The organism is Saccharothrix longispora (genome assembly GCF_030852425.1).
GTDB classification, from domain to species: domain Bacteria; phylum Actinomycetota; class Actinomycetes; order Mycobacteriales; family Pseudonocardiaceae; genus Actinosynnema; species Actinosynnema longispora.
This window is the reverse complement of sequence record NZ_NSDM01000013.1, coordinates 1-23502: the sequence shown is the minus strand read 5'-3', so window position 1 is coordinate 23502 and position 23502 is coordinate 1. Positions and strand designations below refer to the sequence as shown.

The window sequence follows — 23502 nt, the reverse complement described above, 5'->3', positions numbered from 1 at the left end:
ACCGGTTCCTGAGGGTTGCCGGGCGGGGTCAGTCGACCCTGGTGGTGCGGGTGGCGAGGGCTCCGGCGGCGAGGCCCCAGGCGAGCAGGACGGCGACGGGCCCGGCGCCGGGGGCGGCGCCGTCGACGACGGTGGTGGTGAGGGCTTCGGCGAGTGCGGCGGAGGGCAGCAGGTCGACGACGGTGGCGAGGGGGCCGGGGAGGTCCTCGACGCCGAGGGCGACGCCACCGATGAGCAGCAGCACGAACCAGACGATGTTGGCCAGGGCGAGGACGATCTCGGCGCGCAGCGCGCCGCCGAGGAGGACGCCGAGGGCGCCGAAGGACAGGGTGCCGAGCACGAGGAGCGCGACGGTCCACAGCAGGCCGCCGGCGGGCGGGAGGTCCCAGCCGAGCAGGAGGGCGACGACCGTGATGATGGCGACCTGGACGGCGACGACGGCGAGGGCGGCGGTGACGCGGCCGGCGACGAGGAGCCAGCGGGGCAGGGCGGTGGCGGCGAGGCGCTTGATGACGCCGTAGCGGCGGTCGAAGCCGAGGGCGATGGCCTGGCCGGTGAACGCCGAGGAGATGACGGCGAGGGCGAGGACGCGCGCGGTGGAGGTGGCGACGCGCGGGTCGGGCGCGGGGATGATCGTCATGAGGGTCATGGCGACGAGCAGCGCGACGGGGATGAGGACGGTGAGCAGGATCTGCTCGCCGTTGCGCAGGGTGAGCAGGGTTTCGGTGCGGGCCTGGGCGAGGAGCATGCGGCCGAGCCGGCCGCGGCCGGGTGCGGGGGTGAAGGTGCCGGGGGTGAAGCGGGGGTGGGTCACGGGCGCAGCTCCCTGCCGGTCAGCTCCAGGAACACGTCTTCGAGGCTTCGCCTGGCCACGGTCAGCTCCTCGGCGAGGACGCCCTGCTGGGCGCACCACGAGGTGACGGTCGAGACGACCTGCGGGGTGATGCGGCCCTCGACGAGGTAGGAGCCGCGGGTGGCCTCGCGCACCTTCATGCCCTCGGGGAGGGCGTCGCGCAGCAGCGTGAGTTCGAGGCCGGGGCGGGCGCGGAAGCGCAGCTGCTGGTCGTCGGCGTGGTGGGAGGTGAGGTCGGTGGGGCTGCCCTGGGCGACGACGCGGCCGCCGTCGACGATGACGACGTGGTCGGCGAGGGCTTCGGCCTCGTCCATGAGGTGGGTGGTGAGCAGGACGCTGACGCCGTCGTCGCGCAGGGCGCAGACGAGGTCCCAGACGAGGTGGCGGGCCTGGGGGTCCATGCCCGCGGTGGGTTCGTCGAGGAACACGAGTTCGGGGCGGCCGACGAGGGCGCAGGCGAGGGAGAGGCGTTGCTGCTGGCCGCCGGAGAGCCGCTTGTAGGGGGTGCGGACGGCGCCGGTGAGGCCGAGGACGTCGAGCAGCCAGTCGGGGTCGAGCGGGTCGGCGGCGCAGGTGGCGACGAGGCGCAGCATCTCGTCGGCGCGGATGCCGGGGTAGCCGCCGCCGCCCTGCGGCATGACGCCGATGCGGGGGCGCAGGCGGTCGCCGTCGCGGGCGGGGTCGAGGCCGAGGACGCGGACGGTGCCGGCGTCGGCCTTGCGGAAGCCCTCGCACACCTCGACGGTGGTGGTCTTGCCGGCGCCGTTGGGGCCGAGGAGGGCGAGGACGGTGCCGGTGTGGAGGGCGAGGTCGAGCCCGTTCACCGCGTGGGTGGAGCCGTAGCGCTTGACCAGCCCCGACACTTCCACGGCAGGGCTCTGGGGGTGCGGGCTCACGACGGGGAAGCCTAGGGCGTCGGCGTGCCGTGCGGGTGGTGGGGTCAGCCCCACCAGGGTTCTCCGGGTGGGGTCAGGGTTTCCTCGGGGGTGTTCCGGATATCCTCCGGCGTCCTTTCGGCAGCAGGATCCCGGTATGGCGGAAATCCGGGGGGACCGGCGGGCGGCGGTGGTGCCGTTGGCCGTCGGGGGGCTTGTGCTGTCGTTGTTCCCGATTGTTTACCTGCACGTGTCGTCGGTGGGCGAGTTGAGTCCGATCACGCACACGATCAGCGATTACATCTTCGTGGACGACGGGGCGGGGCTGCTGGCGGTGACGGCGTTGTCGCTCGCGGCGGCGTCGGCGGCGCTCCTGGTGGCGCTGGTCCGGTCGGGTTTGCCCAGGCGGGGGCCGGTGGCGGTGCTGTTGGGGCTGTGGTCGGCGGGGTTGGCGGTGGCGACGGTGTTCCCGACGGACCCGTCCGGTTCGCCGACGTCGTTCTCGGGGGCGGTGCACCGGTACGCGGGGGCGGTGATGTTCGCGGCGTTGCCGCTGGCGGGGTGGTTGATTTCCCGGACGTTCATCGCGAGTACGGCTCTGCGTCGGTTTTCGGTGGCCGCGGGTATCACGTCGGTCGTATTCATGTTGAGCCACGTGGCGGTGTTGTTCCCGGGTTCCGGCGCGGTGGTCATCGGTCTTTTCGAGCGGGTCCTGTTCGCGCTGCTGTACTGCGTGCTGTTCCTCCTGGCGGTCGCGGCGCTGCGCCGGGAGGTGCGGTCGTGACGTGGTTGGCCGTGGGGCTGGCGGTGGTGGGCGCGGTGTTCTTCGCGTTCGCGGCCCGGTTGCAGCACGAGGCGGTGCGGGCGGGCGGGGGGCCGCTGCGGGTGCTGGAGCTGGTGCGCCGGCCGCGCTGGTTGTCCGGGCTGGTGCTGCTGGTCGCGGGGGCCGGTGTGCACGCGGCGGCGTTGGGGATGGCGCCGTTGAGCGTGGTGCAGCCGGTGGGCGTGGTGGCCATCGGGGTGACGGCGCTGTTGGACGGTCGGCGGCGCGAGCTGCCCGCCGTCGTGGTGACCACGGCCGGTGTCGGGGCGTTCGTGTTCCTGGCGGCGGGCAGCGCGACGGCCACGGTGGTGGCCCCGGAGGCCGAGCTGAGGGCGGCGCTGGTGGCGCTGGGCCTGGTGGCGGTGCCGGGGCTGGTGGGTGTCCTGGCGTCGGGGCCGGTGGCGCGGTCGCTGGGGTTCGGCGCGGCCGGCGGTGTGGCGTACGGCTTCGTGTCGGTGCTCATGCGCGCGGTGTCGCAGGACGTGCAGCGCGGCGGGGTGTCGTGGAGCACCGCGTTCTCGGTGGCGGGCATCGGCGTCGCCCTCGTCCTCGGCGGTTGGTTCATCCAGCACGCCTACGCCAGTGGACCGCCGCACGTGGCGGTCGCCTGCCTCACCGTGGTGGACCCGCTCGTGGCCGTGGGCCTGGGTGCGGGGGTGCTGGGTGAGGCGACCCGGACCAGCGGCGCGGTGGCCCTGGCCGAACTCGCCTGCGCCCTCGTCGCCGTCGGTGGCGTGGTGGCGCTGGCCCGCGCACCCCGTGCGCTCCCCGCTCGTCGGGCAGCCCCGGCCCAGTCGGTCCCGGCCCAGTCGGTTCCAGTTCAGGCAGGCACCACCCAGGTGGTCGCCACCCAAGCAGTCACCACCAGATCGGAGACGACAGTGAACGACGGACGCGCCTTGCGGATCGTGATCGCCGCGGAGACGTTCCCGCCTGACGTGAACGGCGCGGCCCGGTTCGCCCACCGCCTGGCCACCGGCCTGGCGGGGCGCGGCCACGACGTGCACGTGGTGTGCGTGTCGCCGTCGGGGGAGGCCCGCACGGAGCGCGTGGACGGCATCACGGTGCACCGGTTGAGGTCGCACCGGACGCCGTTCCACCGCACGTTCCGGATCGGCCTGCCGTGGGAGGTGCGGCGCGACGTGGAGGTGCTGCTGGGGGAGGTGGAGCCGGACCTGGTGCACGTGCAGGCGCACTTCGTGGTGGGGCGGTACGTGCTGCGGCAGGCGGTCGCGGCGGGCATCCCGACGGTGGCGACGAACCACTTCATGCCGGAGAACCTGTTCGGTCACGCCAGGGTGCCGGCGTGGTTGCGGGGGGTGGCGTCGCGGTGGGCGTGGCGGGACCTGGGGCGGGTGTTCGGCGTGGCGGACGTGGTGACGGCGCCGACGCCGCGCGCGGTGGAGCTGTTGCACGACAACGGTTTCCCGGCGCGGGCGGTGCCGGTGTCGTGCGGGATCGACATCGACCGCTACCGGGGGCGGCGGGTGGCGTCGTCGGACCGGCCGACGGTGCTGTTCGTGGGGCGCCTGGACGAGGAGAAGCGGGTGGACGAGCTGCTGCGCGCGGCGGCGCTCGTGCCGGGCCTGCGGGTGGACCTGGTCGGTGACGGCTCGTGCCGCGCGGAGTGGGAGCTGCTGGCCCGGGACCTGGGCATCGCCGACCGGGTCCGCTTCCGGGGGTTCGTCCCGGAGGAGGAGTTGCTGGACGCGTACGCGGCGGCGGACGTGTTCTGCATGCCGGGGATCGCGGAGCTGCAGAGCCTGGCGACGATGGAGGCGATGGCGGCGGGCAAGCCGGTGGTGGTGGCGGACGCGATGGCGCTGCCGCACCTGTGCCGGCCGGGGCGCAACGGGTGGTTGTTCACGCCGGGCGACGTGCGGGGGCTGGCGGACCGGCTGCGCGCGGTGACGGCGGACCCGGCGGTGACGGCGCGGATGGGCGCCGCGTCGGGGGAGCTGATCGCGGCGCACGCCATCGGCACGACGCTGGACACGTTCGAGTCGCTGTACGCGACGGCGCTCGGCCTGCCGGCGGTGGCGCGGGAGCCGCTGGCGGCGTGACGGCGCGGCCGGCCGGAACCGGTGAACGCCGTGCAGGGGTCCTCCGCCCGGGGGACCCCTGTTCTTCATCCTGCCGGCGACCACCGACGGTCCCGGTCCACCGGTCAGAGGCCGCGCGCGGTCCTCAGCGAGCGCAGGTCGTCGCTCAGCGCCTCCGGTCCCGGCATCGGGGCGGTGCGCCACTCGCGCAACCTCACCAGGTCCTCCAACGAGATCGACGCCGGGTCGCGCAGCGCGGCGATGCGCGACCGGATCGCGGCGGCCAGCTCGTCGTCCCCCAGTCGCACGGCGGCCTCGCGCAGGCGGCGCAGGCGGGAGACCGCGGCGCGCGGGTCGCGGGTGCCCGCTTCCTCCACCCAGCCGGCCAGCAGGCGGCGGCTCACCGCGCGGGTCATGGCCGGCTGGTCGTCGAACGTCCAGGTGCCCAGCAGTTCGACCAGGACGAGCACGCGGTCGGCGTCGGGGGAGCGGGTGTGGAACGCCGCCCACGGTTCCACCGGGCCGGCGAGGCGGTGCTCGCCGTTGAGCTCCACGACGATCCGGTCGGCGCCGGGCGTGTGGTGGGGCACGGCGGCGGCCAGGGCGGTGAACAGGGGTGTCCGCTCCTCGACCGCCGCGGTGAGGGTGAGGGTGCCGTCCGACAGGTCGGAGCCCAGCACGGTCCAGCCCCACAGGCGCAGCGCGAAGTCCGTCGTGTGGCCGTCGTCCATGCCGAGCAGGGCCAGCGCGCGGGGGTCTGCCAGGTCCACGCCCTCGGCCGCGGCGGTCGCGAGCAGCGCCAGGTGGTGGGCGTGGTCGGTGTCGTCGACCGGGTCGGCGTCGGCCAGCGCGGTCCGCGCGGCCGGGTCGTGGACGAGGGTCCTGAGGCGGTCGCCCGAGGTGCGCAGGACCTCGGCGACCGCGCCGGGGAACGACTCGCCGAACCGCGCCGCGCCGGCCAGCAGCAGCGACCACAGGCGCACGCCGTCGCCCGTGCCGCGCGCGTCCACGCCCAGGGCGTCGCGCACCACCGACCGCCCGTACACGTCGAGCGTCCGGGGGTCGGAGGTGCCTGCCGTCCGCTCGGCCACCGCGAGAACCGTCACGGGCGGCGATTCTCCCCGAGCGGTCCGGCGCCCCCGCGCCCGGTCCACACCGGTGCCCGGCCCACGTCGGCGCTCAGTCCACGTCGACGCCCGAGCTGGACAGGCGGGCGGCGCGCTGCGCGACCCGGTGCCCCGCCGGACCCAGCCGCGGCCTGCCCGAGGAGGGGTCCAGCTCGGTCAGGAACTTGAACAGCATCCCGTGCCCCTCCAGGCGCTTGAGCAGCGCGTCGGCCACCTCGTCCGGGTCGAAGTCCACGACGGACATCTGCTCCACCAGGGACGTGGCGATGGTGCGGCGCGCCCGCAGCGGCACCCACCACGTGGTGACCAGCAGCAGCACGAGGCCGAACGACAGCGCCGTGGCCAGCACCGCCTCCCAGCCGGTGAACCGCAGCGAGAACACCTGCACGACGGCCGCCACGACCAGCAGTACGGCCCCGTACACGGCGGCCCAGCCGGCGGTGGCCGACGCGGGCGGTTCGGCGGCCTCGGTCTCCCACCGGTCGCCGACCTGCCGCCACCGGCGCAGCGAGCTGCCCAGCGCGTAGGAGGTGACGCCGCCGAACACGACGGCCACGACCGTGCCGGCGATCACCAGCGCGGGCGGCAGGTCGTAGAGCCGGAAGCGCACGAACGCCCACACGCCCACCACGATCGCGGCCGCCACCAGCACCCGCAGCAGCAGCCTGGGCTTGAGCCTGATCTTCGAGAGCACGGCCAGCGGCGTGCCGACGGGCGCGGGCAGGCTGCCGATCACCAGCAGCGCGACGACGACCAGCAGCACGCCGCCCACGGCGACCATGCCGGTGGTGGCCTGCGCCGCGGCCTTGCCGTCGGCCATCTCGTCGCGCACCCGGTCGATGGCGACGGTGACCAGCGGGATCACCGGCGACAGCAGCACCAGGCCGTGCAGCAGGGTGCCGGAGCGCAGCGCGGCGTAGCCGAACGCGGCGAGCAGGGTGCCCGACCCCAGCGCCGCCGCCGGGCCCACCGCCCACGGCGGCAGCAGGTCGAACAGGGCCAGCACCAGCAGCGCGCCGCCGAGGGCGAACCCGAGCAGCCCGAGGAACTGGGCGAGCTGCCCGCCGCGGGTCAGCCCGGTGATCGTCCAGTACGGCAGCAGCGCCGCCCCGCGCAACGTCCTGGTCAGCGGTTTCGCCGTGCCCAGGCCGGAGTTCTCGCTGTCGGCCACGGTGATCGCGACCGCCGCCGCGGTCGCCGCCGTGCGGATCACCTGGTCGCTGCTCGCCTCCTGCACGAGGGGTTCGCGCCCGATGCCGGCCCGGTCGAACGCGGCCAGCGCCCGCACGCCGACCTCGACGCGCTCGGCGTCGGTGCGCGCGGGCAGCTTCGCCAGCAGCGCGGCCTGCTCCTCCAGGAACAGCTCGCCGCGCGAGCGCCGGTCCGCGCCCTCGTGCCGGTCGGCCAGGATCGCGGCGCGCAGCGCGGGCAGCTCCTCGCAGGCGATGCGGGTGTGCAGCGCCCACGCGGCCAGCTCGGCCAGCGGCGCGCACGTCGGCGGGTGGTCCCCGTCGGGGTCGGCGTACACGGCGGCCAGCGCGGTCTTCGCGCGCGCCGCGCACGGCGCCAGCTCGTCGGGCAGCGAGTCGCCGAACAGCTCGCGCACCAGTTCGTCCACCCGCCGCGACGCCCGTTCGGCGGAGTCGCCGTCGCCGCCGCGCAGCCGGTCGGCGCGCAGCAGCCGCTTCGGGTCGAACAGGACCCTGCACAGCATGGTGGCGCCGTCCATGCGGCCCCAGATCCAGTCGTTGACGCGCCACGACCGCTTGAGGAACCCGGAGAACCGGCCCAGGGACGCGCCGCCGGCCTTGTCGTCGGGGGTGAGGCTGTACTCGGCGAACGCGTTGCGCGTCCGGAGGCTGATCTGCACCAGCTCGACGGCCTGGTCGAGGCCGCCGCGGGTGTCGTCGGCCAGGCACGTGGTCGCCACCTCCAGCGCCAGCACCCGCGACAGCCGCAGCGCGTCCCCGGTCAGCCCGGCCGCGGTCTCCCCGGCGGTGGGCGGGTCGGTGAGCAGCCGGTGCCACGACCGCAGCACACCGACGCGCAGCCCGTCGTCGTCGAACCGGATGAGGGTGTCGTGCGCTTCGCCGAGGACGCGGGCGATCCGGTCGACCTGCTCGCGCACCCGCTGCCCGATGCCGTCGGGCTCGTCCAGCATCCTCTCCGCGAACCGCCGGACCCGCAGCTCCCAGTACCCCTGGTCCAGCTCCTCGGTGGTGGCGGTGGTCCAGTGCCCGTCGAGTTCGGCGCGGGCCGCGCGCAGCCGCGTCCGCGCGTCGTAGAGGTCGGTGCGGGCCAGGGCGAGCCGCTGCGCGTCGGGCATCACCCACACCAGGCGCTTGAGCAGGTCCATCGCGGCGGACACGAGCCGCTCGGCCATCGTGATGCCCCACGGCCAGCCGTGCGCGGGCAGCGCGGCGGGTTGCGGTCGGGCGGGCACGTACGGCAGGCCGCCGTGCCGGGCGCGGTGCCGCCGCTGCGCCGCCTCGGCCGCCGCGCGCACCCGCTCGAACGTCCAGCCTGCGGCGTTCGCGCCGGGCACCTCGAACTGCCGGGTCGTCACGTCGCGCGCGGCGTGCCGGATGCGCACGTCCTCGTAGTGCTCGTGCAGGGTGCCGGCCAGCGCGTAGAGCTTCTCCACCACCGGGCCGTCGGCGGCCAGCCGGTCGAGCAGGGCGTTGCGCCCGCCGCGCCGCGACGCCGCGTCCCGGTTGTGCTGCTCGATGCGGTCGACGTAGGTCCGGCCGCTCTGGCCGGTGAGGGCGGCGAGCAGCTTCGCGCCGGTGGCGACGGTGCTGGGCAGCGCGCCGTCCACCGGGGCGACCGGCTCGACCACGGCCTCGGGGGCGTGCGGGAACACCAGCAGCATCACCCGCCGCACCGGCCCCTCGGCGGGCATCCGGTCGATGGCCTCCAGCGCCTCCCGGGTGGGGGTGTTCACCAGCACGCCGCCGTCCACGGCGAAGCGCGACCGGTTGTCGGTGCCGTTGGACCAGGACGCGACGCCGTCCATGTTCGGCCTGGCCCCGTCCGGGGCGCCGGGCGCGACCGGGATGAACGACGGTTCGAACGCGAACGGGAACGACGCCGAGGAGCGCGCGGCCAGCGCCATGCGGCCCACCAGGCCGGGCAGGTCCTCGGCGGTGAAGTCGTCCCGGTCGCCCTCGCCGGGGTCGCGGCGGAACGAGAAGCTGCCCTGGTGCGTGGACTGCACCATGGTCTGCCCCAGGTCGTCGTGGGTGACCGTCGGCACGCCCGCCAGCAGCGTCGTGGTGATCCGCAGGTCCACCGGCCGCTCGTCGCGCGGGGTCGGCTCGAAGTCGGCGGTCAGCCGCTCCAGCGCCTCGTGCAGGCGGGGCAGGAAGAACTCGTCGCCGCGCAGCAGCGACACCGGCTGCCCCCGGAACGGGGTGCGCAGCAGTTGCTCCATGCGGCCCTGCTCGGCCCACAGGTCCCGCAGCCGCTCCACCCGCGCGTTGGCGTTGACCTGCGACAACGCCAGCGCGGCGCCGTTGATGCCGCCCGCCGAGGTGCCGGTGATGACGTCGGCGCGCGCCGTCCCGCACACCATGTCGAGCAGGGCGGCGTAGGGGCCGTCGCCCCTGGTCAGGCGGTCGAGTTCGAGCACCACCCCGCCCATCCACACGGCCAGGCTCACCCCGCCGTTGAGCACCACCGCGAACCGGATCTGCTCCTGCGGCACGTCGGACATCGCGCGCTCCTCCCCCGAGGCCACGTCCTACCTGACACCGATACCCCTACCTCGCCCGGCCGGGGCAGGGGGTTACACGCCCGCGCGGGTCACGCCGAGCCGGGCAGCGGGTCCTTCCTGATCAGCGGGAACACCTGCTTGCGGGCCACGAACACGCACACCGCGAACGCGATCAGGGCGCCGGTGACGGCCTGCGGCACGATGTAGGCGCGGCCGTCGAACGCCGAGCCCGTGGGCGGCAGGATCACCGCGATCACCGCGCTGGCGGTGGTCGCGAACACCCGGAAGCGGCGTGCCAGCACGGCCGTGGCCAGCGGCAACGCCGCCCACAGCACGTACCAGGGCTGGAGCACGGGCCCCAGCACGAGCACCGCGCCCAGGCCCGCGCCCAGGCCGTTGACGGCCTTGATGCGCCCCCGGAACGCCTTCCACAGCAGCGTCGCCGCGATGACCACCGACACGCCCTGCGTGACCAGGCGCATCAGCACGATCATCGACTCGGTGTGGTTGCCCAGGCCCAGCAGCAGGCCCAGGCCGCCGCCCGTGAAACCCATCGCGGTGGGCGGCGACATCCAGCTCTTGACCGTGCCGGCGGTGTTCAGCGTCTGCACCCAGCCGAACCCGAGGCCGGTGCCGACGCAGGTGCCGACCATCACCACGCCCGAGATGACCAGCAGCAGCAATGCCGCCCTGAGCAGGTCGGGGAACCGGCCGCCCCACCGGCGGGCGATCATCACGCCGAGGAAGCCCAGCGCCAGCGCGGCGGGGATCTTCACCGCCGCGCCCATCGTGATCATGGTCGTGCCGAGCACGATCCACAGCAGCTCGTCGCGGGTCATCGGCGCGCCCGGCGTCGTCGGCATGCGCCGCAGCGCCAGCTCCAGGCCCACCAGCATCAGGCCGATGGCCAGGCCCTCGTTGTGCACGCCGACGACCAGGTGGAACAGCACCAGGGGGTTCGCCGCGCCCAGCCACAGCGCGCTCACCGGCGGCACGCCGAAGCGCCGGGCCAGCCGGGGCAGCGCCCACACGATCATCGCCAGGCCCAGCAGCACCAGCAGCCGGTGCAGGAAGACGCCGGGCAGCACGCTGTCGCCGGTCACCATGGAGATGACCCGGCCCGCGGCGAGGAACAGCGGCCCGTACGGGGCGGGCGTCTCGCGCCAGATGTTGGGCACGTTCGTGGTCAGCGGGTGGTCCACGCCCAGCGCCGTGGCCGGCCCCAGCTCGTAGGGGTCCTGCCCGTTGGCCGCGATCTGCGACTGCGCCAGGTAGCTGTAGACGTCCCGGCTGAACATCGGCAGCACGAACACCAGCGGCGTGATCCACATCAGCAGCGTCCGGTCGAGCTGGCTGCGGGTCATCAGCCGGGGCCGGCCCGGCCGGGCGAACCGGCCCAGCCACAGCCACGCCGAGACGATCAGGAAGATGCCCGTCCAGGCCACCGCCATCGACGCGCTGGGCATCCGCGGGAACAGCCCCAGCACCGGCGTGCCCGGCAGCGGGCTGAACACCGGCGCCGCGCCCGAGCCCAGCGAGCCCACGGCCAGCAGCAGCGCCCCGACCGTGCCCCACCGGCGGATCACGTCGAGCTGCCGCTGCTCCGGCGCGTCGAGGGGAGCGGCCTCGCCGATCGCGCTCCGGTTCGCCATCACCACTCCGCCCGCCGCCACGTCCGAAGGGTAGCGACCGCCCCCGGCGCGTGAGTCGGGTCACCCGATGCAGGGTGATCTTTGCGAGCGTCGCCGAAATAGGCAACACTGGTGTTGTGAAAAACGTCGGGACCGACTCCACCGGCGTGCCCGCGGGGCACGACGGCCGGACCCGGCACGCCGTCGCCCGGCTGCTGCTGGAGCAGGGCCCCGTCACCGCGGCCTCGGTCGCGGACCGGCTGGGCCTCAGCCCCACGGCGGTGCGCCGGCACATCGACGCGCTGGTGGCGGACGGCGAGGCGACCAGCAGGGAGGCGCCCCGGCGCACCCAGCGCGGCCGGGGGCGCCCGGCCAAGCTCTTCCTGCTGACCGAGCAGGGGCGGTCCCGCTTCGGGCACGCCTACGACGACCTCGCCGTCGCCGCGCTGCGATTCCTCGCCGAACAGGGCGGGGAGGAGGCGGTACGGGCCTTCGCGCAGCGCCGCGTCACCGCGTTCGTGGACCAGCACCGGGAGGCCATCGTGGCCCAACCCGACGCGGCCGACCGGGCCAAGGCCCTCGCGGCCGCGTTGACCCGGGAGGGCTACGCTGCCTCGGCGCGACACGTGGGAGCGGGCGAGCAGCTCTGCCAGCACCTGTGCCCGGTCGCGCACGTCGCCGCCGAGTTCCCGCAGCTGTGCGAGACCGAGACGGCGGCGTTCGCCGACCTGCTCGGCACGCACGTCCAGCGCCTGGCCACCATCGCCCGCGGCGATGCCGTGTGCACGACGCACATCCCGAACACACCCAGGACCGCTCCGGCGCACGCCGACGGCCCGAACCGGGTCGGCGACGCCGACGCACGGACTTCAGATGGAGGGGAGCCCGCATGACTGCCGCTGCCGAGCAGCGCACCACCACAGCCCCGCTCAGCCAGGAGGAGACCCTGGCGAGCATCGGCAACTACGAGTTCGGCTGGTCCGACTCGGACGCCGCAGGCGCGAGCGCTCGCCGAGGTCTGAACGAGGACGTCGTCCGCGACATCTCCGGCAAGAAGAACGAGCCCGAGTGGATGCTCGACTTCCGCCTCAAGGCGCTGCGCCTGTTCGACCGCAAGCCGATGCCCACGTGGGGCTCCGACCTGTCGGGCATCGACTTCGACAACATCAAGTACTTCGTCCGGTCGACCGAGAAGCAGGCCGCGACCTGGGAAGACCTGCCCGACGAGATCAAGAACACCTACGACCGCCTGGGCATCCCGGAGGCCGAGAAGCAGCGCCTCGTCTCCGGTGTCGCCGCCCAGTACGAGTCCGAGGTCGTCTACCACAAGATCCGCGAGGACCTCGAGGAGCAGGGTGTCGTCTTCCTCGACACCGACACCGCCCTCAGGGAGCACCCGGAGCTGTTCAAGGAGTACTTCGGCTCCGTCATCCCCTCGGGTGACAACAAGTTCTCGGCGCTGAACTCCGCGGTGTGGTCGGGCGGCTCGTTCATCTACGTGCCGAAGGGTGTCCACGTCGACATCCCGCTCCAGGCCTACTTCCGGATCAACACCGAGAACATGGGCCAGTTCGAGCGCACCCTGATCATCGTCGACGAGGGTGCCTACGTGCACTACGTCGAGGGCTGCACCGCGCCGATCTACTCGTCGGACTCGCTGCACTCCGCCGTCGTCGAGATCATCGTCAAGAAGGGTGGTCGCTGCCGCTACACGACCATCCAGAACTGGTCGAACAACGTCTACAACCTGGTCACCAAGCGCGCCAAGGCCGAAGAGGGCGCGACCATGGAGTGGATCGACGGCAACATCGGCTCCAAGGTCACCATGAAGTACCCGGCCGTGTTCCTCATGGGCGAGCACGCCAAGGGCGAGGTCCTCTCGATCGCGTTCGCGGGCGAGGGCCAGCACCAGGACGCCGGCGCGAAGATGGTCCACATGGCGCCGCACACGTCGTCCACGATCGTGTCGAAGTCGGTGGCGCGCGGCGGCGGCCGCACCTCCTACCGCGGCCTCGTGCAGGTCAACAAGCGGGCGCACCACTCGAAGTCCACGGTCAAGTGCGACGCGCTGCTGGTGGACAACATCAGCCGCTCCGACACCTACCCCTACGTCGACGTCCGCGAGGACGACGTGTCGATGGGCCACGAGGCCACGGTCTCGAAGGTGTCCGAGGACCAGCTGTTCTACCTGATGTCCCGCGGTCTCAACGAGGACGAGGCCATGGCCATGATCGTGCGCGGGTTCGTCGAGCCCATCGCGCGCGAGCTGCCCATGGAGTACGCGCTGGAGTTGAACCGCCTGATCGAGCTGCAGATGGAAGGGGCCGTCGGCTGACATGGCCGTCACCACCGAAGACCAGCACGGCCTGACGGCGCACTCGCACGGCGCGGGTGCCCCCGTCTCCTCCCGGGCCGACCACTTCGCGTCGTTCGACGTGGACGCCTTCGAGGTGCCCGGGGGTCGCGAGGAGATCTGGCGCTTCACCCCCATGAAGCGCCTCGCCGGCCTGCACGACGGCGCCCCCGCCACCGGTGCCGCCACCGTCGACGTGCAGGCCCCCGGCGGCGTCGCCGTCGGGACGGCCACCCGCGGCGACGCGCGCCTCGGCGTGGCCGGCACCCCCGGCGACCGCATCGCCGCCCAGGCGTGGAACTCGTTCACCGAGGCCACCGTGATCACCCTCCCCGGTGACGCGAAGTCCGAGCCGACCACCGTCACGGTGACCGGCCCGGGCCGGGGCCAGGTGGCCTACGGCCACCTCCAGGTGAACGCCGAGCCGTTCGCCGAGGGCGTCGTCGTCCTCGACCACCGCGGCTCCGGTGCCTACGCCGACAACGTCGAGTTCGTCGTCGGCGACGGCGCGCACCTCACCGTCGTCGCCATCCAGGACTGGGCCGACGACGCGGTGCACGTCTCCGCGCACCACGCCAAGCTGGGCCGCGACGCCTCGTTCAGGCACACCGTCATCACCCTCGGCGGCGACCTCGTCCGGCTCACCCCGGTGGTCACCTACACCGGGCGCGGCGGCGACGCCGAGCTGCTCGGCCTGTACTTCGCCGACGCGGGCCAGCACCTGGAGCACCGCACCTTCGTCGACCACGCGGTCTCCAACTGCCGCAGCAACGTGGTCTACAAGGGCGCGCTCCAGGGCGAGGGCGCGCACACCGTGTGGATCGGCGATGTCCTGATCCGCGCCGCGGCCGAGGGCACCGAGACCTTCGAGCTCAACCGCAACCTGGTGCTCACCGACGGCGCGCGCGCCGACTCCGTGCCCAACCTGGAGATCGAGACCGGCGAGATCGAGGGCGCGGGCCACGCCAGCGCCACCGGCCGGTTCGACGACGAGCAGCTGTTCTACCTCCAGGCCCGCGGCATCCCGGAGGACCAGGCCCGCCGCCTCGTCGTGCGCGGCTTCTTCCACGAGATCCTGCTCAAGATCACCGTTCCCGAGGTGCGCGAGCGCCTCGAAGCCGCCATCGAGGCGGAACTGGAAGCGGTGGGGGCCTGATGCTCCGGGTGTGCTCCGTCACCGACCTCGACGACCGCAAGCCGGTCGCGTTCGAGGTCGGCGACGAGCCCACCCCCGTCCTGCTCGTCCGCGACGGCGACACCGTCCACGCGCTGCGCGACCTCTGCACCCACGCCGAGGTCGCGCTCAGCGAGGGCGAGGTGACGCGCAAGGGCGTCGAGTGCTGGCTGCACGGGTCGTGCTTCGACCTGCGCACCGGCCGCCCGTCCTCGCCGCCCGCCACCGAACCGGTCGACGTGTTCGCCGTCGAACTCCGCGGTGACGACGTGTACGTCGACGTCGCCACCACCACGAACTGACTTCCGCCCGCCACACCAGGAGAACTGAGCACCAATGGCCACTCTGGAGATCAAGGACCTGCACGTCTCGGTCAACACCGAGGAAGGTGCCAAGGAGATCCTCAAGGGCGTCGACCTGACCATCAAGGCCGGCGAGACGCACGCCATCATGGGTCCCAACGGCTCCGGCAAGTCGACCCTGTCCTACGCCATCGCGGGCCACCCCAAGTACGAGATCACCTCCGGCAGCGTGCTGCTGGACGGCGAGGACGTGCTGGAGATGACCGTCGACGAGCGCGCCCGCGCGGGCCTGTTCCTCGCCATGCAGTACCCGGTCGAGGTCCCCGGCGTCTCGATGACGAACTTCCTGCGCACCGCCGCCACCGCCGTGCGCGGCGAGGCCCCGAACCTCCGCCACTGGGTCAAGGAGGTCAAGGGCGCGATGGCCGACCTGGACATCGACCCGTCCTTCGGCGAGCGCTCCGTCAACGAGGGCTTCTCCGGCGGCGAGAAGAAGCGCCACGAGATCCTCCAGCTCGGCCTGCTCAAGCCGAAGGTCGCGATCCTCGACGAGACCGACTCCGGCCTCGACGTCGACGCGCTGCGCGTCGTCTCCCAGGGCGTGAACCGGTACAAGGAGAGCGGCGAGGTCGGCATCATGCTGATCACGCACTACACCCGCATCCTCAAGTACATCTCGCCCGACTTCGTGCACGTCTTCGCGAACGGCCGCATCGCCGAGTCCGGCGGCCCCGAGCTGGCCGACCAGCTGGAGGCCGAGGGTTACGTGAAGTACATCGGGAAGCAGGAAGCCGCCAAGGTCGGCTGACGTTGCACCTGTTGTGTCCATCGTTCTGAGAGGAGGCGTCGGGGCCGTGACCACCACCACCGCAGCTCCACTGGACGTCGCTGCCGTCCGGGCGGACTTCCCGATCCTGGGCCGCACCGTGCGGGAGGGCAAGCGGCTGGTCTACCTGGACTCCGGCGCCACCTCGCAGCGCCCGAGGCAGGTCCTCGACGCCGAGCGCGCGTTCCTGGAGACCGCCAACGCCGCCGTGCACCGCGGCGCGCACCAACTGGCCGAGGAGGCCACCGACGCCTACGAGGGTGCCCGGCAGAAGATCGCCGACTTCGTGGGCGTCGACCCCGGCGAGGTCGTGTTCACCAAGAACGCGACCGAGGGCGTCAACCTCGTCGCGTACGCGATGGGCAACGCCGCCACCGCCGGTCCCGAGGCGGAGCGCTTCCGCATCGGCCCCGGCGACGAGATCGTGGTCACCGAGATGGAGCACCACGCCAACCTCGTGCCGTGGCAGCAGCTCGCCGCCCGCACCGGCGCCACGCTGCGCTGGTTCGGCGTCACAGACGAGGGCCGCCTGGACCTGTCGGACATCGACTCGCTGGTCAACGAGCGCACCAAGGTCGTCGCGTTCACCCACCAGTCGAACGTGCTCGGCACCGTCAACCCGGTGGCCACGCTGGTCGAGGCCGCCCGCCGGGTCGGCGCGCTCACCGTGCTCGACGCGTGCCAGTCCGTCCCGCACGCCCCGGTCGACTTCCACGCCCTCGGCGTGGACTTCGCGGTGTTCTCCGGCCACAAGATGCTCGGCCCGTCCGGCATCGGCGTGCTCTACGGCCGCCGCGAGCTGCTGGAGGCGCTGCCCCCGTTCCTCACCGGCGGGTCGATGATCGAGATGGTCCGGATGGCCCGCTCGACCTTCGCGCCCCCGCCCGCCCGCTTCGAGGCCGGCGTGCCGATGACCTCGCAGGCGGTCGCCCTGGGCGCGGCGGTGGACTACCTCGACGGCATCGGCATGCACCGCGTCGCGGCCCACGAGCACCAGCTCACCGAGGCCGCCCTCCGGGGCCTCTCGGCGATCCCCGGCGTCCGCGTCGTCGGCCCGCTGGTCACGGTGGACCGCGGCGGCGCCGTGTCGTTCGTCGTGGACGGCGTCCACGCCCACGACGCGGGCCAGGTGCTCGACAGCCTCGGCGTCGCCGTGCGCGTCGGCCACCACTGCGCGTGGCCGCTGCACCGCCGGATGGACGCCGCGGCGACCGTCCGCGCCAGCTTCTACCTCTACAACACCCTTGACGAGGTGGACGCCCTGGTGGCCGCCGTGCGCGAGGCGCAGAAGTTCTTCGGGGTGGCCTGATGCAGCTCCAGCAGATGTACCAGGAAATCATCCTGGACCACTACAAGAACCCCCACGGCCGCGGCCTGCGCGACCCGTTCGACGCCGAGTCGCACCAGATCAACCCGACGTGCGGCGACGAGGTGACGCTGCGGGTCAGGTTGGACGGCGGCACGGTCGCCGACGTGTCCTACGACGGCCAGGGCTGCTCCATCAGCCAGGCGTCCACGTCGGTGCTCACCGACCTGGTGGTCGGCAAGCCGGTGGCCGAGGCGTTCGAGAAGATGGACGCCTTCGTCGAGCTGATGCAGGGCCGCGGCAAGGTCGAACCGGACGAGGACGTCCTGGAGGACGGCATCGCGTTCGCGGGCGTGGCGAAGTACCCGGCGCGCGTCAAGTGCGCGCTGCTGGGCTGGATGGCTTTCAAGGACGCCGTGGCGCGCAGCGAGGGAGCGAACCCATGAGCAGCACCGAGGAGGACGTCGTGCGCGGCGTCGAGGGCATGCCCGAACCGCCCGCGCCGAAGGCCGAGGTGGCCGCCCTGGACGACGTCGAGGAGGCCATGCGCGACGTCGTCGACCCGGAACTGGGCATCAACGTCGTGGACCTGGGCCTGGTGTACGACATCCGGGTCGACGAGGACAACGTGGCGGTCATCGACATGACCCTGACCTCCGCGGCGTGCCCGCTGACGGACGTCATCGAGGACCAGACCAGGTCCGCCCTGGTCGGCGGTGGCGGCGGCGGCATCGTCGACGACTTCCGCATCAACTGGGTCTGGATGCCGCCGTGGGGCCCGGAGAAGATCACGGACGACGGGCGCGAGCAGCTGCGCGCCCTCGGCTTCACCGTCTGACACGGGCGGCACCGGCAACACAGGCAGCACCCGCACCCACCGCCGTCGACCTGACGGCCCACGTGCTCCGCAGGGGTCCCCGTCCGGGGACCCCTGCTGTCACTCCGACCACCGGTGGAACCGGCCCGCGAACGCTTGCGGGGAACCAGGGTGGTGCGATGCCCTGGCCGGCCACGCCCACCGTCCCCGCCGCCACCACGCCCGGCCGTCAGCGCAGGGTCTGCTCCACCAGGAACGACACCACGTCCGAGATCTCCCCGCGCCGTGCGAACGCCCGCCGCTGGCGCGCCGCCCCCGTGCCGTCCACCAGCAACCGCTCCACCCCGTCCACCACCAGCTCCTCGTCACCGGCCGCCCGCAACGCCGGCCGCACCCGGTCCACCAACCCCCGCAGCAGGTCCGCCGCCGGCACCAACCGGCCGCTGCGCGGGTCGAAGCCCGCCCCCGCCAATCCGTCCCGCGCCGACCGCCACAGCGCCGCCCGCAACGCCCGGTCCGACACGGGGAACGCGGGCGCACCCGCCACCGCCATCGCCGCGACCGCCCGCACCAGGGCCGCCACCAGCACCGCCTCGTCCACCGTCGCCGCCACGTCGCACACCCGCAGCTCCACCGTCGGGTGCTTCACCGACAACCGGACGTCCCAGTAGACCATCGCCTCGTCCAGCGCCGCCCCCGACTCCAGCAGCGACCGCGTGCCCGACCGGTAGTCCTCCACCGACGAGAACCACGGCGGCGCGCCCGCCGACGGCCACGGGCTCCACAGCAGGTACCGCCAGCTCGCGTACCCGGTGTCCCGCCCCTCCCCGAACGGCGAGTTCGAGCTCACCGCCAGCAGCACCGGCAGCCACTGCCGCAGGTGGTTGCAGATCAGCAGACCCGTCTCCCGGTCCGGGATGCCGATGTGCACGTGGCACCCGCAGATCGTCAGGGAGTCCACCAGCGACCCGAACTCCGCCGCGATCGCCCGGTACCGCTCGCCCTCGGTCAACGGCGGCGGCCTCCGCTCCGGCAGCACCGGCGTGCCCGTCGCCACCACCCGCGCCCCGTGCCGCGCCGCCAGCGCCGCCAGCTCCCGCCGCGCCGCCGACAGCTGCTCGCGCACCTCCGCCATGGTCCGGCACACCGCCGTGGCGCTCTCCACCTGGAACGCCGTCATCTCGGGCTGGAGGTCGAGCTCCCCGTCCGCCCCGCCCAGCACCGCCCCCGCGATCGGCCGCAACGCGCCCGTGCCGGGGTCGACCAGCAGGAACTCCTCCTCCACGCCCACCGACAGGGGCAGGTCCGACACCGGACGCGGGAGCGGCATGGCGGTCGCCTTGCTCACCGAGGGCCTCCTCGCACAGGGTGACACCCTGGATGCTATGAGTGATCGGCGTGGGTGCACAGGCGCCTATGCGGTGAACCACGCGGACGGTCAGCCCACCGCCAGGTGCGGCCCGCCGCGCAGCACGTCCACGTGGTCGCTCCCCGGCCGACCCAGCACCCAGCTCGTGCCGCGCAACGACTTCGCGTGCTCCTTCAACGGCGCCAGCAACCGCGACACCTCCCGGTAGGAGACCACCGACCCCGCCGCGCAGATCAACGTCGCCAGCGACAACGTCACCGCGTGGCCCTCCGCGTCGAACGGTGCGTCCAGCACGGCCGCCGAGAACGGCACGATCTCGTCCAACCCCGCCACCACCAGGAAGTCGTCACCGCCCACGTGACCGACGTGCACGCCCGGGTGGGACCCCGCGCCCTCCGTCAACGCCCGCCCGATCGCCCGGATCAGGTCGTCGCCCGCCGCGAACCCCACCGAGTCGTTCACCCGCTTGAACCCGTCCACGTCCAACCAGCCCACGGCGAACAGCTCACCGCCCAGGACCCGCCGGTCCACCTCGCGCGCGAACGAGTCCGTGCCCGGCAAGCGCGTCAACGGGTTCAACGCCGCCGCCTGCTCCACCTTCAGCTCCGCGATGCCCCGCACCACGTCCGCCACCCGCACCACGCCCAGGCACCGGTCGTCGGCGTCCACGACCACCAGGTCGTCGTTCGTGCGCTCGCGGTGCGCGTGCGCCACCACGTCCAGCAGCTCCAACGCGCTCGACTCCGCGCCGATCAGCTTCGGCCGGTCCGCCAGCCGCGCCGCCTCGCGCTTCGCGTGCAGCGCGTGCCCGAACGGCCCCGTCACCGCCAGCAGGAACCGGTTGCGGTCCACCGTCCAGCTCGGCCGGTCCTCGGCGTCGACCAGCACCACCCCGGTCACCGTCGGCCGGCTGCCCAGGACCTCCAGCACCTCCTCCGACGTCGCCGAGTCCGGCAACGTCGTCGCCGGGTGCAGGAAGTCCGTCACCCGCGGCCCCGCGCCGCGCCGCACCGGCCCCGTCATCGTCTTCGTCGTCGCCTCGGGGTCGCTGACCTCGCTCAGCACCGCCGCGATCGTCGCGTCCACCCGGGGCCGCCGCTGCGCGGCCGCCAGCAGGTTGCCCTGCGCCAACCGCACGCCCAGCCGGCGCAGCGCGGCCAGCTGCGCCTCCGTCTCCACACCCTCGGCCACCACCAGCGACCCGGTGTGCTCGCACAGGTGCTGCAACGCCTGCACCAGCGCGAACCGCGCAGGGTCCGCGGGCAGCGCCACCACCACCTCGCGGTCGAGCTTGACCACATCCGGCCGCACCTCGGTCAGCAGCGACAGCGGGGAATCACCCTCGCCCACCCCGTCCAGGCCCAACCGGAACCCGTCCTCGCGCAACCGCCGCAGCCCCTTCACCAGCAGCCGGCGCGGCGCCCGCGAGTACGGCGTCCCCACCTCCACCACCAGGTCGGACGGGTCGCGACCGGTCTCCCGCAGCACCGCGTACAGCGGCGCCACCAGCTCCGGCCGGTCCGCGATCGTCATCGCCAGCAGGTTCACGTGCAGCGGCACGCCCAGCCCGTGGTCGGCCGCGTGGCGGACCGCGCGGCACGCGAGCGCCACGTCGGTGTTCGCCAGGTACCCCGCGCGGAAAGCGGCCTGGAGCAGGTCCTGCACGCTGCCGTCGTGCGGCCGGGCCAGCGCCTCGACCGCGACGACACCCCCGGTGTGGAGGTTGAACAGCGGCTGGAAGGCGAAGCGAACGTCGTCCAGCAAGGCGGGCACCTCCGAATCGTGCCCGCCCGACCCGCCGCCGGCGAGGGCGTTAACCGGGTGTTCCCGCACTTTTGGCCGTTCGCACAGGAAATGCCATGCGGGCCCGCATCGCCCACGACGCGTCGCGGAACAGGTGCAGCATCGCCGCCAGCGTCCCCCGCAGGTCGCCGTGCCCGCCCAGGTACGCGCGCTGGTGGTCGTCCGGCAGCAGGAAGAAGTGGTGGAAGAACTCCGGCACCTCGTCCGGGCGCATCGCCAACAACGACGCCAGACCACGCGACCACATCGCGTGCACGACCCGCTCCGCCACCGGCCGCACCACCGGTCGCCCCTCCGCCAACGCCGCCGCCACCACCGGCGCCCGCCGCAACGCCGCCGCCACGCTGTAACCGGTCGCCGGGTGGATCAACCCCGACGCCGCCCCGAACGCCCAGTCCCTCGGTCGACCGTCCAGCGGGATGCGCACCCGCTCCTCGTCCGCCGGCACCGCGACGCCGCGCGCCGCCAACCGCCCGTGCAACCGCAGCCGCAGCTCCGCCAGCGGCAGCCCCGGCCGCCGCGCCAACGACGTCTCCTCCAGCAGCACGTGCGTCGCCGACACCGGGATCGCGTACAGGAACGTCGGGTCCACCGTCGTCGCCACCGGCGGCTTGCGCCAATCCATGACCACCGCCTCGTCGGCGTCCACGAACGACCGCGCCGCCCCGGCCGGCACCACCACGCCCACCGCCGTCTGCGCCGCACCCGACCCGCCCACCGCGCCCGACGCGTCCACCACCCGCCCCGACAGCACCCGGCCGTCCGCCAACCGCACCGACGACGCCGACCGGCCCACCACCCGGCCCGCCACCACGTCCACCGAGGCCGGCAACCGCCACAGCCGCTCGTTGTCCAGCACCGCGTACCCGCGCGCCACCGCGTGCTCCTCGGTCGTCACCACCCGCGACCGCGACGCCGACACCGCGACCGGCGCGCCCTCGGGCAGCTCGTCCGCCCACGCCGCGTACGTCGCCCGGAACCTCCGCTCCGGGGTCGGGTCCACCAGCGCCGTCCCCAACCCGCGCTCGACGCACGCCCGCGCCAACGCCCGACCCGCCGGACCGCCACCCACCACGACCACGTCCACGCTCAAGGCCCCTCCGGCCGACGCGGCGGCAGCAGGTCGCCCAACGGCGCGGGCTGGTAGCGACCCACCACCTCGGTCAACTGCTCCACCGTCCGCTCGATCGCCGCCCGCGCCGCGTTCCGCTCCGCGATCACCGTCGACAGCAGCAGTGCCGTCAGCACCGCCGTCCCGTTATAAGCCTGGAGACCCACCATCCGCACGAGGAGATCCATCCCGGCGAACGGACCCGTGCTCATCGCCGCGCCCCGCGCCGCCAACGTCGTCGCGATCAACGCGCACGGCGCCGTGCCCAGGTGCTGGAAGCGCAGCGCCGCCCAGATCAGGAACGGGTACACCAGGTACATCAGGCGGACGTCCGTCGTCGTCGCGATCAGCATCACCACCGTCAGGCTGCCCACCAGCGCCGCCGCCTCCACCCAGCGCCGCACCGCCGGCCGCCGCCACCGCGGGGACCGCAGCGCCAGCGCGAGGGGCACGAGCACCAGGACGCCCAGCGCGTCACCCGTCCACCACACCGCCCACGTCGACCAGAACCGGTCGCCGCCCACGACCCCGCTCGCCAGCAGCGCCGCCGAGCCGATCGTCGCGCTCACCGCCATCCCCGCGAGCGCGCCCAGGAGGACGAGTGCCATCGCGTCCCGCGTCCGGTCCAGTTCGAGGCGGAAGCCCGCTCGCCGCAGCAGCAGGCAGGCGGCCACCGGCGCCAGGGTGTTGCCGGCGCAGATCGCCAGCACCGACGGCAGGTCGCTCAGCGACGCGTTCACCACCAGTGCCCCGAGCGAGACACCGGGCCACAACCGCAGCCCGCCCACCAGCAGCGCCAGCACCGCCACGCCCGTCGGCGGCCACAACGGGGTCACCTGGTCGTTCACCAGCGCCTGGAGCAGACCCAGGCGCGCTCCCAGGTAGTAGCACGCAGCGACGACGAGCACGCGGACGATGTACGAGCCCCACGGGCGCGGGCTGGGGGAGGGCGGCACCGGCACAGCATCCTCCGATGCGGGGGACAGCACCACGTCTAGCTGCGGGGATACGCCGGACCGCCCCCCGATTTCACTATCGGGACCCGCTCGTGTAAGTTTCTCCCTGCCAGCGCGGAACGGGCCGGGACAGACCGGAACGGAGCGCGGCGAAACCCCCGGAGCAAGAACAAGCAGCACAGCGTGCTGCCTCGGGCACCGGGAGCGGGATAAACTGAATGCGAAGCGGGATTCAACGCGGAGCGAGGAAGCCGGAACCGGCCGATTTGACACCGCGAAAACGAACCGGCTAAGCTTCAGACACAAGCGAAACACCGGAAACACAAAGCCCCGGAATGAACCGCGGTAAGACGCGGGACAAGATGGTGAGCGCGTGTTCTTTGAGAACTCAACAGCGTGCCGAATAGCCAGTAAATTTA

19 protein-coding genes are annotated in these 23502 nt (G+C 73.4%); 10 read left to right on the top strand and 9 right to left on the bottom strand.

Features of this window, described 5'->3' with window-relative positions:
* Positions 1-28: 28 nt before the first annotated feature.
* On the bottom strand, positions 29-748 hold the full coding sequence (locus tag CKY47_RS27190; protein ID WP_306749426.1) for an ABC transporter permease: 720 nt from the start codon (positions 746-748) through the stop codon (positions 29-31).
* Between the two features lie 62 nt (positions 749-810).
* Entirely contained in the window at positions 811-1749 is a 939-nt protein-coding gene (locus tag CKY47_RS27185; RefSeq protein ID WP_306749138.1) for an ABC transporter ATP-binding protein, read from the bottom strand.
* Between the two features lie 136 nt (positions 1750-1885).
* Between CKY47_RS27185 and CKY47_RS27180 the strand changes: the two genes are divergently transcribed.
* Both CKY47_RS27180 and CKY47_RS27175 read left to right on the top strand, forming a co-directional pair.
* A complete protein-coding gene (locus CKY47_RS27180; protein WP_306749137.1) occupies positions 1886-2512 on the top strand; it encodes a DUF998 domain-containing protein in 627 nt (208 codons plus the stop codon).
* On the top strand, positions 2509-4614 hold the full coding sequence (locus CKY47_RS27175) for a glycosyltransferase (protein WP_306749135.1): 2106 nt from the start codon (positions 2509-2511) through the stop codon (positions 4612-4614). The genes CKY47_RS27180 and CKY47_RS27175 overlap by 4 nt, the downstream gene beginning before the upstream one ends.
* Before the next feature lie 104 nt (positions 4615-4718).
* On the opposite strand, the gene CKY47_RS27170 is transcribed toward CKY47_RS27175, so the two are convergent.
* The 3 genes from CKY47_RS27170 to mptB form a co-directional block, all read right to left on the bottom strand.
* Entirely contained in the window at positions 4719-5699 is a 981-nt protein-coding gene (locus tag CKY47_RS27170; RefSeq protein WP_306749134.1) for a hypothetical protein, read from the bottom strand.
* A gap of 73 nt (positions 5700-5772) precedes the next feature.
* The gene (locus tag CKY47_RS27165; RefSeq protein ID WP_306749133.1) at positions 5773-9435 is read right to left on the bottom strand and encodes a patatin-like protein; all 3663 of its coding nucleotides are present in this window, start codon (positions 9433-9435) and stop codon (positions 5773-5775) included.
* Between the two features lie 89 nt (positions 9436-9524).
* Positions 9525-11087: a polyprenol phosphomannose-dependent alpha 1,6 mannosyltransferase MptB gene (mptB, locus tag CKY47_RS27160; protein WP_371320747.1), complete on the bottom strand. Its 1563-nt coding sequence runs from the start codon at positions 11085-11087 to the stop codon at positions 9525-9527.
* 116 nt (positions 11088-11203) lie between these two features.
* On the opposite strand from mptB, the gene CKY47_RS27155 reads away from it, so the two are divergent.
* The 8 genes from CKY47_RS27155 to CKY47_RS27120 are packed head-to-tail and all read left to right on the top strand — an operon-like array spanning position 11204 to position 17865.
* On the top strand, positions 11204-11959 hold the full coding sequence (locus CKY47_RS27155) for a helix-turn-helix transcriptional regulator (protein ID WP_306749131.1): 756 nt from the start codon (positions 11204-11206) through the stop codon (positions 11957-11959).
* Positions 11956-13401, top strand: coding sequence for a Fe-S cluster assembly protein SufB (gene sufB / locus CKY47_RS27150; RefSeq protein ID WP_306749130.1), 1446 nt, complete (start codon positions 11956-11958; stop codon positions 13399-13401). Before CKY47_RS27155 ends, sufB begins: the two co-directional genes overlap by 4 nt.
* 1 nt (position 13402) lies before the next feature.
* The gene (sufD, locus tag CKY47_RS27145; RefSeq protein ID WP_306749129.1) at positions 13403-14575 is read left to right on the top strand and encodes a Fe-S cluster assembly protein SufD; all 1173 of its coding nucleotides are present in this window, start codon (positions 13403-13405) and stop codon (positions 14573-14575) included.
* Positions 14575-14895 carry a non-heme iron oxygenase ferredoxin subunit gene (locus tag CKY47_RS27140; protein WP_306749127.1) on the top strand — a complete coding sequence of 107 codons (321 nt, stop codon included), beginning with the start codon at positions 14575-14577 and terminating at the stop codon, positions 14893-14895. The genes sufD and CKY47_RS27140 overlap by 1 nt, the downstream gene beginning before the upstream one ends.
* 34 nt (positions 14896-14929) lie before the next feature.
* Positions 14930-15703, top strand: coding sequence for a Fe-S cluster assembly ATPase SufC (sufC, locus tag CKY47_RS27135; RefSeq protein ID WP_306749125.1), 774 nt, complete (start codon positions 14930-14932; stop codon positions 15701-15703).
* Between the two features lie 46 nt (positions 15704-15749).
* The gene (locus tag CKY47_RS27130) at positions 15750-17030 is read left to right on the top strand and encodes a cysteine desulfurase (RefSeq protein ID WP_306749123.1); all 1281 of its coding nucleotides are present in this window, start codon (positions 15750-15752) and stop codon (positions 17028-17030) included.
* A complete protein-coding gene (gene sufU, locus CKY47_RS27125) occupies positions 17030-17473 on the top strand; it encodes a Fe-S cluster assembly sulfur transfer protein SufU (protein WP_306749122.1) in 444 nt (147 codons plus the stop codon). Before CKY47_RS27130 ends, sufU begins: the two co-directional genes overlap by 1 nt.
* Entirely contained in the window at positions 17470-17865 is a 396-nt protein-coding gene (locus CKY47_RS27120; RefSeq protein WP_306749120.1) for a metal-sulfur cluster assembly factor, read from the top strand. The genes sufU and CKY47_RS27120 overlap by 4 nt, the downstream gene beginning before the upstream one ends.
* A 208-nt stretch (positions 17866-18073) precedes the next feature.
* On the opposite strand, the gene CKY47_RS27115 is transcribed toward CKY47_RS27120, so the two are convergent.
* From CKY47_RS27115 to CKY47_RS27100, 4 genes are all read right to left on the bottom strand, one after another.
* The gene (locus CKY47_RS27115) at positions 18074-19192 is read right to left on the bottom strand and encodes a carboxylate-amine ligase (RefSeq protein WP_306749119.1); all 1119 of its coding nucleotides are present in this window, start codon (positions 19190-19192) and stop codon (positions 18074-18076) included.
* Between the two features lie 90 nt (positions 19193-19282).
* Entirely contained in the window at positions 19283-20986 is a 1704-nt protein-coding gene (locus CKY47_RS27110) for a GGDEF domain-containing protein (RefSeq protein ID WP_306749118.1), read from the bottom strand.
* A gap of 40 nt (positions 20987-21026) precedes the next feature.
* Positions 21027-22103, bottom strand: a complete 1077-nt coding sequence (locus tag CKY47_RS27105) for a lycopene cyclase family protein (protein WP_306749425.1) — start codon at positions 22101-22103, stop codon at positions 21027-21029.
* Positions 22104-22105: 2 nt separating this feature from the next.
* Positions 22106-23035, bottom strand: coding sequence for an MASE1 domain-containing protein (locus tag CKY47_RS27100; protein WP_306749116.1), 930 nt, complete (start codon positions 23033-23035; stop codon positions 22106-22108).
* Positions 23036-23502 lie beyond the last annotated feature (467 nt).

Bases quoted from the DNA above. Each gene is read 5' to 3' on its own strand.
- CKY47_RS27190 (WP_306749426.1), bottom strand. From the start codon at position 748: ATGCTCCTCGCCCAGGCCCGCACCGAAACCCTGCTCACCCTGCGCAAC.
- CKY47_RS27180 (WP_306749137.1), top strand. From the start codon at position 1,886: ATGGCGGAAATCCGGGGGGACCGGCGGGCGGCGGTGGTGCCGTTGGCC.
- CKY47_RS27165 (WP_306749133.1), bottom strand. From the start codon at position 9,435: ATGTCCGACGTGCCGCAGGAGCAGATCCGGTTCGCGGTGGTGCTCAAC.
- mptB (WP_371320747.1), bottom strand. From the start codon at position 11,087: ATGGCGAACCGGAGCGCGATCGGCGAGGCCGCTCCCCTCGACGCGCCG.
- sufB (WP_306749130.1), top strand. From the start codon at position 11,956: ATGACTGCCGCTGCCGAGCAGCGCACCACCACAGCCCCGCTCAGCCAG.
- sufD (WP_306749129.1), top strand. From the start codon at position 13,403: ATGGCCGTCACCACCGAAGACCAGCACGGCCTGACGGCGCACTCGCAC.
- CKY47_RS27140 (WP_306749127.1), top strand. From the start codon at position 14,575: ATGCTCCGGGTGTGCTCCGTCACCGACCTCGACGACCGCAAGCCGGTC.
- sufC (WP_306749125.1), top strand. From the start codon at position 14,930: ATGGCCACTCTGGAGATCAAGGACCTGCACGTCTCGGTCAACACCGAG.
- sufU (WP_306749122.1), top strand. From the start codon at position 17,030: ATGCAGCTCCAGCAGATGTACCAGGAAATCATCCTGGACCACTACAAG.
- CKY47_RS27120 (WP_306749120.1), top strand. From the start codon at position 17,470: ATGAGCAGCACCGAGGAGGACGTCGTGCGCGGCGTCGAGGGCATGCCC.